Annotated in this window: 11 protein-coding genes; all 11 read left to right on the top strand. The window is 62.9% G+C overall.

Annotated features, from left to right (window positions below; translation table 11 throughout):
• Positions 1–94 precede the first annotated feature (94 nt).
• The gene (locus G453_RS0111985; RefSeq protein ID WP_027191265.1) at positions 95–1,207 is read left to right on the top strand and encodes a flagellar basal body P-ring protein FlgI; all 1,113 of its coding nucleotides are present in this window, start codon (positions 95–97) and stop codon (positions 1,205–1,207) included.
• A 3-nt stretch (positions 1,208–1,210) separates the two neighbouring features.
• Entirely contained in the window at positions 1,211–2,491 is a 1,281-nt protein-coding gene (locus tag G453_RS23720; protein WP_051272359.1) for a peptidoglycan DD-metalloendopeptidase family protein, read from the top strand.
• Between the two features lie 12 nt (positions 2,492–2,503).
• Complete coding sequence (gene flgN / locus G453_RS0111975; RefSeq protein ID WP_027191264.1) at positions 2,504–2,977, top strand: flagellar export chaperone FlgN; 474 nt, start codon at positions 2,504–2,506, stop codon at positions 2,975–2,977.
• The gene (gene flgK, locus G453_RS0111970) at positions 2,978–5,101 is read left to right on the top strand and encodes a flagellar hook-associated protein FlgK (protein WP_027191263.1); all 2,124 of its coding nucleotides are present in this window, start codon (positions 2,978–2,980) and stop codon (positions 5,099–5,101) included.
• A 10-nt stretch (positions 5,102–5,111) separates the two neighbouring features.
• Complete coding sequence (gene flgL / locus G453_RS0111965) at positions 5,112–6,662, top strand: flagellar hook-associated protein FlgL (RefSeq protein WP_027191262.1); 1,551 nt, start codon at positions 5,112–5,114, stop codon at positions 6,660–6,662.
• A gap of 79 nt (positions 6,663–6,741) precedes the next feature.
• On the top strand, positions 6,742–6,981 hold the full coding sequence (gene csrA, locus G453_RS0111960; RefSeq protein WP_027191261.1) for a carbon storage regulator CsrA: 240 nt from the start codon (positions 6,742–6,744) through the stop codon (positions 6,979–6,981).
• Positions 6,957–7,439, top strand: coding sequence for a flagellar assembly protein FliW (gene fliW / locus G453_RS0111955; protein ID WP_027191260.1), 483 nt, complete (start codon positions 6,957–6,959; stop codon positions 7,437–7,439). Before csrA ends, fliW begins: the two co-directional genes overlap by 25 nt.
• A 623-nt stretch (positions 7,440–8,062) precedes the next feature.
• Positions 8,063–9,445 (top strand): FAD-binding oxidoreductase, encoded by a 1,383-nt coding sequence (locus tag G453_RS0111950; protein ID WP_027191259.1) that lies wholly within the window; start codon positions 8,063–8,065, stop codon positions 9,443–9,445.
• Positions 9,446–9,449: 4 nt separating this feature from the next.
• On the top strand, positions 9,450–10,739 hold the full coding sequence (locus G453_RS0111945; protein ID WP_027191258.1) for a (Fe-S)-binding protein: 1,290 nt from the start codon (positions 9,450–9,452) through the stop codon (positions 10,737–10,739).
• Positions 10,740–10,771: 32 nt separating this feature from the next.
• The gene (locus G453_RS0111940) at positions 10,772–12,409 is read left to right on the top strand and encodes an L-lactate permease (RefSeq protein WP_043645564.1); all 1,638 of its coding nucleotides are present in this window, start codon (positions 10,772–10,774) and stop codon (positions 12,407–12,409) included.
• Between the two features lie 136 nt (positions 12,410–12,545).
• Positions 12,546–14,420, top strand: coding sequence for a methyl-accepting chemotaxis protein (locus G453_RS0111935; protein WP_051272358.1), 1,875 nt, complete (start codon positions 12,546–12,548; stop codon positions 14,418–14,420).
• The last annotated feature ends 68 nt before the right edge of the window (positions 14,421–14,488 follow it).

Below are 14,488 nucleotides of genomic sequence, written 5' to 3'. Positions count from 1 at the left end.
TTTAGCGATGCAGTCGAACCACGCGGCGCGGCGAAACCCACACGCACCGCACGTCCACTCGGGGGAGGGGGCGAAGGTTCCAGGAGCACTCGACATGAACAGGCACCCACTCGCAATCCTGCTGCTGACGGCACTCGTCCTGGCCGGGCTGGCCTCTTCGGAGGCACAGGCGGCGCGCCTCAAGGACGTGGCCTCCTTCTCGGGCGTGCGCACCAACCAGCTGGTCGGCTACGGCCTGGTGGTCGGCCTTGGCGGCACGGGCGACAAGCGCGGCTCGGACTTCACCATCCAGTCCATCTGGAACATGCTCGACAAGATGGGCGTGCGCGTGGACAAGAAGACCCTGCGGCCCGCCAACGTGGCCGCCGTCATGGTCACTGCCCAGATGCCCGCCACGGCGCATCCCGGCACCAAGCTCGACGTGACCGTGTCCTCCCTGGGTGACGCGTCCAGCCTTTTGGGCGGCGTGCTCCTCATGACGCCCATGAAGGGCGTGGACGGCGAGATCTACGGCCTGGCCCAGGGCCCCGTGGCCGTGGGCGGCTTTTCGGCCTCTGGCGCTGCGGCCTCCGCCACCAAGAACGTCACCACCGTGGCCACCATCCCCGGCGGGGCCAACGTGGAGCGCTCCGTCCCCTTCGATTTCAACGGCCAGCGCGACCTGACCATCAATCTCGGCTACCCGGACTTCACCACCGCCATGGCCATCGTGAAGAAGATCAATCAGGCCCTGGGCGGGGGCTTTGCCCGCGCATCGGACGCCTCCACCATCAAGCTGGAGATCCCCGAGCAGCACAAGGGCAACATGGTTCCCCTGATGGCTACCGTGGAGAACCTCGAAATCACCCCGGACAACAAGGCCCGCGTGGTGGTGGACGAGAAGACCGGCACCGTGGTTGTGGGCCTCAACGTGAAGCTGACCCGCTCCGCAGTGACCCACGGCAACCTCCAGATCACCATCCAGGAGTCCGCCGAAGTGTCGCAGCCCCTGCCGTTCGCGCCCATCGGGGCCGAGACCGTGGCCGTTCCCGAGACCACCATCGGCGCCACCGAGGAGAACCGCAAGCTGCGCATGGTGGAAGGCGCGACCCTGCAGGAGCTGGTGGAAGGCCTCAACGTGCTCAAGGCAACCCCGCGCGACCTCATCAGCATCCTGAAGACGCTCAGGTCCGCCGGCGCGCTGCACGCCGACCTCGAGGTAATCTAAGCCATGAGCCTGACCCCCGACGTTGCCGCCCAGACATCGGCTGCCCTTTCCGCGCGCGGCGCGGCACAGGCGCAGGCCATGTCCCAGCCCCTGAACCATGCCAGGATTCAGGCGAACGGTCAGGCTGGAAGCGCGGCGGGGGGGCAGGCTCCCAAAATGCCCGAGAAGTCCTTCGGCAAGATCCTCGAATCGCTTACGCCCGAAAAGGCCGCCGCTGCGGGGATGTCCCCCGAGGCCCAGAAGACCCTGACGGCCCAGGCCATGAACAAGCGCTTCGCCCCCGGCCCGAGCGAGGAAAAGAAGCTGCGCGAGGCCTGCGAAGGCTTCGAGTCCGTGTTCATCGGCCAGATGCTCAAGGAGATGCGCAAGACCGTCCAGAAGGACGGGCTGCTCCACCGCAAGGAAGAGGACCAGTACGTTGCCATGTTCGACGAGGAGCTGTCCAAGACCCTCACCAAGCAGGGCGGTATCGGCCTCGCGGACTTCATGCAGCAGCAGCTTGCCACCAGGGCCGGCGCCAATACGGCAATGCCAGTTCCGCCCGCCGAGGGAGGGCTTCGCAGGTCCGCTTCGGAAACCATGGCCCTGGCGGCTCCGGGCAAACCCATGCAGAGAAGCTTCAGAGACAAGGGCTTAAGGCCCTTGCAGGCAGCCGGATCGCTCCAGGGCCACGCTGTGGTGCTGGCCTCGGACGCGGTGCGCCCCGGCATGCGCGCCGCTGCGAATGCTTCAGCTGGCGCCGATGCCCAGGTCATGCAGCGTCCCGGATCGCTCGCCGGAACGCCCTCGCAGCATCTGGGCCAGCCCGGATCGCAGTATTTGCAGGGACAGGACGCCCAGCTTGCAGCCGCAGGGCAGTTCATCTCTCCCGTCTCCGGCGAGCTCACCTCGGAGTACGGCTGGCGGCGCGACCCCTTCACCGGCCAGCGGGCCTGGCACGCAGGCATCGACATCGCCGCTCCCGAAGGCACGCCGGTGCGCGCGGCCCGGGACGGCACGGTGGTGTTCTCCGGGCGCGAGCGCGGCTACGGCAATCTGGTGGTGGTGGAACACGAGGGCGGAGTGCGCACCTACTACGGCCACAACAAGGCCAACGAAGTGGCTGAGGGCCAGAGCGTGAAAGCTGGTCAGGTCCTTGCACAGGTAGGGCAGACGGGCAGAGCCACCGGGCCGCATCTGCACTTCGAGGTGCGGGTGGACGGAAGGTCGGTGGACCCGGCGAGTCAAGGCGGAACAAGGGTTGCGGCCGCCACGGCGCCTGAAATCCAGGTTCCGGTTCTCTAAAGGGAGATCGCCATGAACAAGCGCATTCTGGAAAATCTTACCCGGCAGCATAAGGCCCTCCACGTCCTTAAGCACATACAAGAGGAAGAGTTTTCCTACCTCCGGGAGTTCAAGCCCCAGTCCGTAGGGGCGTTGGAGTTCTCCATCCAGGAGCTCATGCGCCAGCTCATGGTTGAGCGCAAATGCGTGCGCCGCATGATAGGCGAAGTTGTGCCCGGTGCGACCCGCCTGACGCAGCTTACGGAATATTTCGGCGAGGAGTGGGCGCAGGTGGAGGACCTTCTGTCCAAGATCGACGCCCTGGAGCAGACCTGCGCCAAGCAGGCAGAGAAGAGCTACGCCCTGGCCCTGGCCCTTTTCGACCAGTCCAGCGGCTACGTGGACTTCTTCAAGCAGAAGCTGACACCCACCAAGCAGTCCTACGGCCCGCGCGGCGTGTTCGCCAAGACCAAGCCTGCACCGGCCATGTTGAGGGGGGCCCTGTAAATGCCCGGCATCGCGTCGCTCCTGAATATCGGCCAGAAAGCCCTCAATGCCTCCCAGGTGGGCATCGAGGTTACGGGCCAGAACATCGCCAACGTGAATACCGAGGGGTATTCGCGCCAGCGGGTGATGTTCCAGGACGACCTGTACATCGATTTCAAGCCCGGCCAGATAGGCACCGGCGTCCAGGCCGCTGAAATCCAGCGGATGTTCGACAAGTTCATCGAGAGCTCCTACAACAGCAAGGCCTCGTCCGCCGAGCGTTACAACGCGCTGTACCAGTCCATGCGCTCCGTGGAGGCCATCTTCAACGAGGCCAACTCCACAGGCGTGTCGGAGTCGCTCACCAAGTTCTTCCAGGACTGGCAGAACCTGAGCCTGGACCCCTCAAGCTATCCCCAGCGCCAGAACGTGCTGAGCGACACCCAGACCCTGATGTCCATCCTGCGCCAGGCCGACTCCGACCTGGACGCAATCCAGCAGCAGGCCAACTCCTACATTTCCCAGGATGTGAGCAACTTAAACCAGCTGCTCAAAGACATCACCGACATCAACAGGCAGCTGGCCGTCCATGACAACCCGACCCAGAACAACGCCAACGGCCTCTACGACGAGCGGGCCAGGAAGGTGCGCGCGCTGGCCGAGATCATAGACATCTCCATGATCGACAACGGCGGGTCCAACGTCACCATCATGGACAAGGCCGGGCACACCCTGCTGGACGGAGTGAACTACTACGAGGTGAAGCTCGAGACCAACAAGGTCATCAAGAACCTGATCCCGGGATCGAACTTCGACGGAACGGTCAACTTCTCCGGCTCAGACGATTTCGAGTACACCATCAAGGTGGTGAACGGCGGCGACGTGTCCTCCGGTTCCTCCGCCGCGCAGTTCCAGGTGTCCCTGGACGGCGGCACCACCTGGCTGCGCGACGACTCCGGCGCGATCAAGACCTTCTATGCCCGCCCCGACGAGCTGTCGGTCACGGCAGGCAACCTGAAGCTCTCCTTCGGCCAGCTCTCCAACAGCGGGCTGACCCCCACCGGGCAGCTCCAGGCGGGCGACACCTTCACCATCGTGCCCAAGTCGGGCCTGTTCTGGTACCAGTCGGCGGCGACCCCGATCAACATCACGCCGCAGATCTACTTCAACGGCCAGGACAACACCACGCGCGTCACCGGCGGCAGCCTCGCCGGTAACTTCCAGCTGCGCGACTACAACGTGGGCCGCTACAAGGAGCGCTTGGACGCCCTGGTCAAGACCATCGTCTGGGAGACCAACCGCATCCACAGCCAGGGTTCGGGCCTCAAGATGTTCACCGACGTCACCGGCACCTACGCTGCCAGGGGCTCGGACATCGCCCTGGGCTCGGACTCTTCCGGGCTTACGTTCTCCTCGAAGCTCTCTTCGGGCGCGTCCATGATGTACGTGTTCAACTCCGCCACCGGAGAGCCCGTCTCCAACGGCTTCCTGGATTTCGACGCCAGCACGCCGGGGCTGCAGCTCTTCGACCCGAGCCAGCACACCCTCGAGGACGTGGCCGGGGCCATCAATGGCACCTTCGGCAACTTCCTGACGGCCACCGTGGTCAACAACCAGCTCCAGGTGAACGCCAAGAGCGGCTACAATTTCGGTTTCGGCACCGACGCAACCGGCCTGTGGGCGGCGCTTGGCGTCAACACGTTCTTCGCGGGCGACACCGCCCGCACCATGACCCTCAACCCCATGTGCGGGTCTGACTCGGGCTTCCTCAACGCCGGGCACATAAACGGCGCGAACGAGTCCAACCCGGGCGACAACAGCACGGCCCTGGCCATCTCCGGGCTGCGAAACAAGTCCGTGAGCATCCGCACCACCTTCGACGCGCCCACGTCCCAGTCGCTCCAGTCCTATTACAACAGCCTGGTGGGCGTGGTGGGCGTGGACACCGAGAACGCGAAATTCAACTACGACTTTGAAAATACCTTGGCCAAGGACCTGAACAGCCGCCAGCTGGAAGTTTCAGGTGTGAACCTGGACGAGGAAATGTCCAACCTGGTGAAGTTCCAGCACTCTTACCAGGCTGCGGCCAAGATGATCTCAACCGCCGACCAGATGTGGCAGACCGTGCTGGGTCTGAAGCAGTAAGGAGGGCGTCATGGCACTTCGCGTCGCCCAACAGATGATTTACACTTCGAGTGTAAATTACATGAACACCACCCTGACGCAGCTTATGGAGTCCAACCTCCAGGCGTCCAGTCAGAAGAAGATCAACCGCCCCTCAGACGACCCGGTCGGCATGACCCGCGTCCTGGGCTACCGCGACAACATCGCGGCCATCGACCAGTACGAGACCAACATCTCCATGGCCGAGGGCTGGCTGAACCTCGCCGACGCCACCATGGTACAGGTGAATACGGTCATCACCCGCGTGAAGGAACTGGCCGAACAGGCCGCCACTGGAACGCTCTCGGCGGCCAACCGCTCGCAGATCGCCTCCGAGGCGCGCCAGCTGTTCAAGCAGCTTATCGCCATGGGCAACACCGAGTTCGACGGCAAGGCCATCTTTGCCGGCCACAAGACCAACACCCAGCCTTTCACCGAGAGCCTGTGGCTGACCACCAACCAGCCGGGCGTGGTCTCCAACGCCGGATTCACCATCAACGGCTTCAACGAGACCACCACCGTGGTGCAGTACCTCCAGAGCGGCACCCTGACGGGCGGCAGCGAGTATAGGTACTCCACGGACGGCGGCACCACCTGGACCAGCGGGGCCGTCAGCGATCCGGGCGCGCCGAACAAACTTCAGCTTTCGCTGGGCGGGGTCTCCCTGGAGCTTGACCGGGGCACCAGCGTGGTGGCCACCAGCCGCACCAATTATAACGATTCCAACGGCACCTGGATGTGGATCCGTCCCACCGCCGTGTACAAGGGCGACGACGAGGACCGCATCGCCGTGGACCCCCTCCAGGGCATCGGCTCCACCGTGACCGGGTCCGCGCAGGGCGTGTTCCCCAACAACGTCATCGTGCGCATCGACCAGACCGGAACCCTGGCCTCCAACGTCAGCTACTCCTACAGCCTGGACGGCGGCATAACCTGGAATCTCTCCAACAGCTCCACCCCGGACGCCAACCCCGGCATGGCCAGCCTGAACATCCCCGGCGGCGTGCTGACCCTGAACTCCAACGGGGGCAACCAGTTGGCGGCGGGCAACATGTTCGTGGTGCGCCCGCGCAAGGCGCTCATCAACTTCGACATTTCGCCCACCGAACGCATTGTGGTGAACGGCATCGGCAAGAACATCTTCGGCGGCGTCTACAAGGACCCGGCCAGCAACTCCGCCCGCCCCGTGGTGATCGCGGGGAGCTCCGGGGCCACCAACCTGTTCGAGACCGTGGGCAAGCTGGTGGGGTTCCTTGAAACCAACAACCAGGCCGGCGTGCAGCAGGCCCTGGCGGACCTGCGTTCCTCCAGCCAGGTGATCCTGAACTACGCGGCAGACGTGGGCGCGCGCGAGAACAGGATGATCGTCGCCTCCGGAGTGCTGGACAACCTGAAGGCCAACCAGTTCGAGCAACTCTCCGTCACCGAGGACGTGGACATCTCCGAACTGATGACCAGGCTTGCTCAACAGCAACTGGCATATCAGTCTGTGCTGAAGTCGTCCTCCATGATCATGAACCTCAGCCTGATGAATTATCTGTAGCGGAAGCGGGAAGGATGCGTTGACAAGCACACGGGGCCGCACTAGGGTGCCCCAGCATCGTGAAGGATAAGAGGCGGGAATGCTCATACTGACGCGTCGACCAGGGGAGTCCATCCATCTGGGCGACAAAATAAAAGTGACCGTACTTGGTGTGCAAGGCAAGCAGATCAAGATCGGCCTGGAAGTACCCCAGGATATGCCGGTATACAGGGAAGAAGTATACCTGCGGGTGCTGGAGCAGAACCGCATGGCACTTGAAGCGGATCAACAAGACGTTCTGGCGGCGGCGGCATTATGGCAAAAAAGCAAGAACGAGTGATCCACAGCCGTATCGGCAAGCTGAGCATCCCCCCCGAGCGGGTGCTGCATTTCCCGCGGGGAATCATCGGCTTTGAACAGGAACGCGAATTCACCCTGGTGCAGATCAGGGACGACTCGCCTTTCGTGATCCTGCAATCCATGAACGACCCGCGCCTGGGCCTCATGGTGGCTGACCCCTACAGCTTCATCCAGGACTACGACGTGGTGGTGGGCGAGGCCGAACGCAAGCTCCTGCAGATCGACAACATCCGCCAGGTGCTGGTGCTGGTCACCGTGACCATTCCCCCCGGCAAGCCCGAGAACACGACGCTGAACCTCACCGGTCCCGTGGTGGTCAACCTCCAGGCCAGGATTGGCGTGCAGGTTCCCCAGACCGACGTGAAATATCCGACCCATTACCAGCCCGGCGAAAATCTGCCGAAGCAATCCTCGCCCGCCGAGGACAGCAAAAGCTGACGCTGCGGCGCACGAGACGCTTCAAGAACACCCAAAACCGGATGCCCGCGCATCCGGTTTTTTCGTGTCCGCAGGCAGGCGGACCGGCGAGACGATTGCCGCTCGCCCGGAAAGGGGAGTGGCGTTTCTGTTGCGAAATGAAGAGTGATTCCCATGGGTCCACACGCTGGAAGGTTGTGGTCCATGATATTATTGGCCGGAAGGAGCGCTGCCCGGCTGCCCGACGAATATGAATAATCGTGCGTGGTTGTCGGACTGAAAGGTACGTGTCGGCAGTCGTCGGGTTGCGTGCCCCGGCTTGTCCGATAATTCGGAAGAGGGTGTTTCATCCGGAAAAGTGGACTCGGCCCGCACGGCGCACGAATGTTACATGATTGTCGCTAAAGGCATGATATAGTGCGGTATTAGCAAAATTCCGGCATTGCGGACGAAACCAGAGCGCCCCGAACCTCATTTTTATAACATGCTGTTTTAACACGCATATTTGAGTCTGAGTGTCTTGGCACGGTTGTTGTTAAGGCCGAAGCAGATCGAATCCCTCCTTGACCGGGGAGGGCTGACGGTCTCCCTCCTTGACCGGGGAGGGCCGCCGTAAACCTCAGCTTACCGGGAGATAAATCAGAATGGTCAGCCAATCGCTCAAGCAGGCCTTCGCGACCGTTGTCGGCAGCGATAATATCATGGACGCCGAGGCAGATAAGCACTCCTATTCGTACGACGCCGCAGTCCTCGATCCCGTGCTTCCTTCCTTGGTCGTTCGCCCCACCACCATGGAAGCCATGGGCAAGGTGGTGAAGCTGTGCAACGACAACGGCCTGCCCATCACCGTGCGCGGCGCAGGGTCCAACCTTTCCGGCGGCACCATCCCGTCCAAGGGCGGCGTGGTCCTTCTGACCAACGCCCTGGATAAGATCATCGAGATCAACGAAGAGGACATGTACGCCGTGGTCCAGACCGGCGCCATCACCGCCAAGTTCGCCAACGCCGTGGCCGCCAAGGGCCTCTTCTACCCCCCCGATCCAGGTTCCCAGGCCGTCTCCACCTTGGGCGGCAACGTGGCCGAGAACGCTGGCGGCCTGCGCGGCCTGAAGTACGGCGTCACCAAGGACTACGTCATGGGCGTCAACTTCTTCGACGTCGACGGCAACTGGTGCAAGTCCGGCTCCAAGACCGTGAAGTGCGTCACCGGCCTGAACATTCCCCAGCTGATGGTCGGTTCCGAGGGAACCCTGGCCGTCATGAGCGAGTTCATCCTGAAGCTCGTTCCCCCGCCGCAGACCTCCAAGGCGATGATGGCCATCTTCCCCGACATCATGACCGCCTCGCGCACCGTGTCGGCTATCATCGCCGCCAAGGTCGTCCCCTGCACCCTGGAGTTCATGGACAACTTCACCATCGGCGCGGTGGAAGGCTACGCCAAGGTCGGCCTGCCCCTGGACGCCGGATCGCTCCTCCTGATCGAAGTGGACGGACACCCCGGACAGGTCGCCGACGACGCCGAGAAGGTCGAGAAGATCTGCAAGGACAACGGCTGCATCCGCATCCAGGTGGCCAAGGACGCCGTGGAGCGCAACAAGGTGTGGGAAGCCCGCCGCGCCGCCTTGTCGTCGCTTGCGCGCCTGCGCCCCACCACCGTGCTGGAAGACGCCACCGTGCCCCGCTCCAAGATTCCCGCCATGATGGAAGCCCTGGACAAGATCGCCAAGGACTACAAGCTGACCATCGGCACCTTCGGCCACGCGGGCGACGGCAACCTGCACCCCACCATCCTGTGCGACCGCCGCGACAAGGAAGAGTTCCACCGCGTGGAGCAGGGCGTCGACGCCATCTTCGCCGCTGCCCTGGCCCTGGACGGCACCCTCTCCGGCGAGCACGGCATCGGCCTGGCCAAGTCGCGCTACATGGAACTTGAGACCAACAAGGCCAGCGTGATGTACTCCAAGCGCATCAAGGCCGCCGTGGACCCCAAGAACATCCTGAATCCTGGAAAGATCCTGGGGGAGTAAGAACATGGCCGACCTGAATCAAATGCTCAAAATGCTGGGCGAGCTCGACGACCAGCTGGTCAACTGCATGCGCTGCGGCATGTGCCAGAGCGTATGCCCCGTGTTCGCCGAAACAGGCCGTGAGGCCGACGTGGCACGCGGCAAGATCGCCCTGCTGGAGTTCCTCGGCCACGAGATGATCTCCGACACCAAGGGCGTCAAGGATCGCCTGGACAAGTGCCTGCTGTGCGGCTCCTGTGCGGCGGCCTGTCCCTCCGGCGTCAAGGCCGTGGACATCTTCCTGAAGGCCCGCGCCATCGTCACCGCGTTCATCGGCCTGTCCCCCGTGAAGAAAGCCATCTTCCGGGGCATGCTGAGCAAGCCCAAACTGTTCAACAACCTGCTGGCCATCGGAACCAAGTTCCAGGGCCTTTTCACCAGCCCGGTGAACGACATCATCGGGTCTTCCTGTTCCAAGCTGCTGTCGCCGGTTCTTGGAGACCGCCATCTGCTCTCCCTGGCCGACAAGCCTCTTCGCAGCGCCGGCAACCTGAACACCGCTCCGGGCAAGAGCGGCCTGAAGGTGGCCTTCTTCTACGGGTGCGTCGTGGACAAGATGTTCACCACCGTGGGTGAGGCCATGCTGAAGGTGTTCAAGCATCACGGAGTGGGCGTTTACATGCCCATCGATCAGGTCTGCTGCGGGGTTCCCTCCCTGGCCTCGGGCGATATGAAAAGCTTCGAGGACCTCGTGAGGATGAACCTGAAGCTCTTCGGAAAGGGTGATTTCGATTACATCATCACCCCCTGCGGAACCTGCACCTCGGCCTTCCACCACGTGTGGCCGCTGATGTGCAGTGATTTCAGCCAGGAAGAGCGCGCACAGATCGAGATGCTCGCCAGCAAGGCCATGGATATCAACGCCTTTATCGCTGACAAGTTGGGCGTTTCCGTGGTCGAGTCGGCGGTCGGCGCCAAGAAGGTCACCATCCACGATCCCTGCCACCTCAAGAAAAGCTTGGGGGTGTCCGGGCAGGTGAGGACGGTGCTGAAGGCCAATCCGAACTTGGATGTTGTGGAGATGAGCGGGTCGGACGTCTGCTGCGGTTGCGGCGGTTCGTTCAACCTGCAGCATTACTCCGTGTCGACCAAGATCGGAAAGAAGAAGCGCGACAGCATCGCGGCCACCGGGGCGGACATTGTCGCTGCCGGTTGCCCGGCCTGCATGATGCAAATTGCGGACATGATGTCCCAGGCCGGAGACCGCATCGCCGTCAAGCACCCTGTGGAGCTGTACGCCCAAACCCTTGGGTAAACCGATCAACCGTTTCGTAAGGAGGATGAGTGATGGAACCCTGGATTCAAATTTATGACCCCATCAGCAAGAGCATCGGGCTGTCCGCGCTAGTTGCGGGCCTTCCGATCTACGCTCTGTTCTACCTGCTGGCCGTGAAGCGCATGAAGGGCCACGTGGCGGGCGGCATCGCCTCTTTGCTCGCCCTTGTGACCGGCATCGCGCTCTGGGGCATCCCGGCGTCCACCGCCATCGGCTCCTACACCTACGGCTTCGTGTTCGGCCTGTTCCCCATCGTCTGGATCGTCATCACCGCGATCTGGGTCTACAACATGACCGTCGAGTCCGGCGAGTTCGAGATCATCAAGAACTCCCTGGCTTGCATCACCGATGACCGCCGCCTCCAGGCCGTGTTCATCGGCTTCGCCTTCGGCTCCTTCATCGAGGGCACCGCCGGCTTCGGAACCCCCGTCGCCATCACCGCCGCCATGCTGGCCGGTCTGGGCTTCAACCCGCTGTACGCAGCCGGTCTGTGCCTGATCGCCAACACCGCCCCCGTGGCCTTCGGCGCGGTCGGTATCCCCATCACCGCCCTGGCCAAGGCCACCAGCCTGAACGAAATGGCGATCTCGCAGATCGTCGGTCGTCAGCTGCCCTTCCTGGCCGTGATCGTGCCTGTCTGGTTGTCCGTCACCATGTGCGGATTCAAGCGTTCCATGGAAGTCATGCCCGCCCTGCTGGTCGCTGGCGTGGCCTTCGCCGGAACCCAGTTCCTGATGTCCAACTTCCACGGTCCGGCTCTGCCCGACATCCTGTCGGCCATCGTGACCATCGTCGCCCTGTGGGCCTTCCTGCGCGTCTGGAAGCCCAAGACCGTGTTCCACTTCCCCGATGAGCCCGCGCCCACCGGCCCGGCCGTCTGCAACTACTCCTCCGGCGAGATCATCCGCGCCTGGATGCCCTACATCATCCTGGCCGTGCTGGTGCTCATTCAGGGCTGGCCCTCCATCAAGCCCGAACTCGCCAAGATGATCAACATCCCCATCGAGTGGCCCATGTACCACAAGATGGTTGCCAAGATGGCCGGCGACAAGGCTACCGCCCTGCCCGCCATCTACTCCTTCCAGCCCCTGGCCGCTGCCGGCACCGCCATCCTGCTCTCCGGCATCCTGGCCCTGTTCGTCATCCCGAACTACGGCGCCGGTCGCGCGATCAAGTGCTTCGGCACCACCATCGTCCAGCTGCGTTGGCCCATCGTGTCCATCGGCAACATCGTGGGCCTGGCCTACGTGATGAACGCCAACGGCATGTCCACCACCCTGGGCCTCGCCCTGGCCGGCACCGGCGTCATGTTCCCGTTCTTCGCCCCGATCCTCGGCTGGCTGGGCGTGTTCCTGACCGGTTCCGACACCTCGTCCAACCTGCTCTTCGGCAACCTGCAGAAGGTCACCGCCCAGGCCATCGGCGTCAGCCCCGAGCTGTGCGCTGCGGCCAACACCTCCGGTGGTGTTACCGGTAAGATGATCTCGCCCCAGTCCATCTCCGTGGCCGTGGCCGCCACCGGCCTGCACGGCAAGGACGGCGACATCTTCCGCTTCACGCTGTGGCACTCCGTTGCCATGCTGATGTTCATCTCCTGCCTGACCATGCTCATGGCTTACCCGCTGAAGTGGATGCTGCCCGTCCACTAAGCTAGCTTCCGCCCGACCAACCCGCCCGGGGGGGCCAATCGGCCCCCCCTCTTTTTTTTGTTGCCATGATTGCCGATTCGGCAGACAGAATGTAAAGCTCTACTTACACTCCTCAATCATGCAAAGAGGTCCACTCATGTCCACTCAACCAACCCGGAACAGCGGATTCAGCCTCTTCTTCCGCCGTTTTTCGATCACCTGGCGCTTTGTGCTGCTCCTCATGTTGTTCTCCATATTCGTGGGGGGCGTTGTCACGGTGTTCTACCTGGGCATGAAGCAGGTGCTGGACCACAATATTCAAGCCGCGCAAAACATCATGCTCGACGGTGAGAAGCAGAAGCTCGCCGTGGCGTCTGATACACTGGCGTTGTCCATCGGCGAAGCATTGAAGACTGAATTGGACTCCGCCAAGCGCATTGAACTGATCCGCAAGATGGTGGACCCGATCCGTTTCGAGAAGGACCAGTCCGGATATTATTTCGTCTACGAGAACACGGTGAACGTCGCACTGCCGCCCAACAAGGCCAACCAGGGCAAGGACCTCGGGGAAGCCAAGGACAAGAACGGCGTCTTCTTCGTGCGCGAGCTGATGAACAAGGCCAAGGCGGGCGGCGGATTCGTGGAATACGTGTTCCCCAAGCCCAATATGGGCGACCAGCCCAAGCTGGCCTACGCGGTGATGATACCAGGCACCAGCATGTGGCTGGGCACGGGCGTCTACATCGACAACGTGGACAAGGCCAAGGCCACCATCCGCGCCGAAAGCGAGGACCGCATCCGGACCATATTGAACAGGATCTTCCTGGGGATCGGGATAAGTCTGGTCTTCCTCATCGGACTGTGCGGGCTCATCATCTCCACCATCACTCGCCCCATCAGGGAAGCCACCGACGCTGCCCAGCGCTGCGCCAAAGGCGACCTGGACATATCCCTGGATGCGGCAGGAAACGACGAAGCCGCACGGATGCAGACAGCCCTCAACTCCATGGTGGCCACTCTGCGCCAGAACATCCAGGACATAGGCGCCAGGACCCGAGAGGCCCAGGAGAAGGCCGCCGCAGCCGACGAAGCACGCCAGATGGCCGAGCAGGCCATGGAAAAGGCCGAGCAGGCCCGCTGCGACGGCATGGCCATGGCGGCCAACCGCCTGGAGGCCGTGGCCGAGCATATCGCCCAGGCAACCGAGGCCATCTCCCACCAGGCCGACGAGATAAGCTCGCGCGCTGACGAACAGAGCGACCGCATCCGCGTCACCGCCACCAACATGGACCAGATGGCCGACGCGGTCATGGACGTGGCCCGCAACGCCTCCTCCGCCTCCATGCAGGCCGACCACGCCAAGAACAAGGCCCAGGAAGGCCGCAAGGTCGTGGCTGACTCCATCGAGGCCATGCGCCAGGTGGGCGGACAGGCCCAGGCCCTCAAGGTGAACATGGACGAGCTGGGCACCCGTTCGCAGGACATCAACCGCGTCCTGACCGTGATCTCCGACATCGCGGACCAGACCAACCTGCTGGCCCTGAACGCCGCCATCGAGGCGGCGCGTGCTGGCGACGCCGGACGCGGCTTCGCCGTGGTGGCCGACGAGGTCCGAAAGCTCGCCGAAAAAACCATGACCGCAACCCAGGAAGTCGCAGGCAGCATCTCGGCCATCCAGAACTCCGCCAAGGACAGCATTTCCAATACCGAGCGCGCCCTGGAGACCATTGAACTGGCCGGAAAGCTGGCCGATCAGTCCGGGGCAGTGCTCACGGAGCTGGTGAGCGGCGCGCAGACCTCCGCCGAGCAGGTGCAGAGCATCGCGGCTGCGGCGGAGGAACAGTCCAGCGCGTCCGAAGAGATCAATAGCTCCCTGGAATCAGTGAGCACCCTGACCGCAAAGACCCTGACCAGCGTGGAGAACGCCACCGGGGCCATCAAGGGGCTTCTGGCGCAGGCCAACGAGCTTCGCCGCATCATCGAGGAACTCAAATCCGAAGCCGGATGCACCACGACCGCCATCGGGCGGTAGTCATCTCTTTCGCCGAAGCGCGATTGCGTCGATTCTACGCAAATAAGGGGAGCAGGCTGACGGGCCTG

Origin of the sequence: Fundidesulfovibrio putealis DSM 16056, from assembly GCF_000429325.1 — a bacterium.
Lineage (GTDB): Bacteria > Desulfobacterota > Desulfovibrionia > Desulfovibrionales > Desulfovibrionaceae > Fundidesulfovibrio > Fundidesulfovibrio putealis.
This window is presented reverse-complemented; position numbering and strand designations above follow the sequence as displayed.

Excerpts from the sequence above, each read along its gene's own strand:
- fliW (WP_027191260.1), top strand. The coding sequence starts at position 6,957 with ATGGCAAAAAAGCAAGAACGAGTGATCCACAGCCGTATCGGCAAGCTG.
- flgN (WP_027191264.1), top strand. The coding sequence starts at position 2,504 with ATGAACAAGCGCATTCTGGAAAATCTTACCCGGCAGCATAAGGCCCTC.
- G453_RS0111935 (WP_051272358.1), top strand. The coding sequence starts at position 12,546 with ATGTCCACTCAACCAACCCGGAACAGCGGATTCAGCCTCTTCTTCCGC.
- G453_RS23720 (WP_051272359.1), top strand. The coding sequence starts at position 1,211 with ATGAGCCTGACCCCCGACGTTGCCGCCCAGACATCGGCTGCCCTTTCC.
- G453_RS0111985 (WP_027191265.1), top strand. The coding sequence starts at position 95 with ATGAACAGGCACCCACTCGCAATCCTGCTGCTGACGGCACTCGTCCTG.
- G453_RS0111950 (WP_027191259.1), top strand. The coding sequence starts at position 8,063 with ATGGTCAGCCAATCGCTCAAGCAGGCCTTCGCGACCGTTGTCGGCAGC.
- flgK (WP_027191263.1), top strand. The coding sequence starts at position 2,978 with ATGCCCGGCATCGCGTCGCTCCTGAATATCGGCCAGAAAGCCCTCAAT.
- flgL (WP_027191262.1), top strand. The coding sequence starts at position 5,112 with ATGGCACTTCGCGTCGCCCAACAGATGATTTACACTTCGAGTGTAAAT.
- G453_RS0111945 (WP_027191258.1), top strand. The coding sequence starts at position 9,450 with ATGGCCGACCTGAATCAAATGCTCAAAATGCTGGGCGAGCTCGACGAC.
- csrA (WP_027191261.1), top strand. The coding sequence starts at position 6,742 with ATGCTCATACTGACGCGTCGACCAGGGGAGTCCATCCATCTGGGCGAC.
- G453_RS0111940 (WP_043645564.1), top strand. The coding sequence starts at position 10,772 with ATGGAACCCTGGATTCAAATTTATGACCCCATCAGCAAGAGCATCGGG.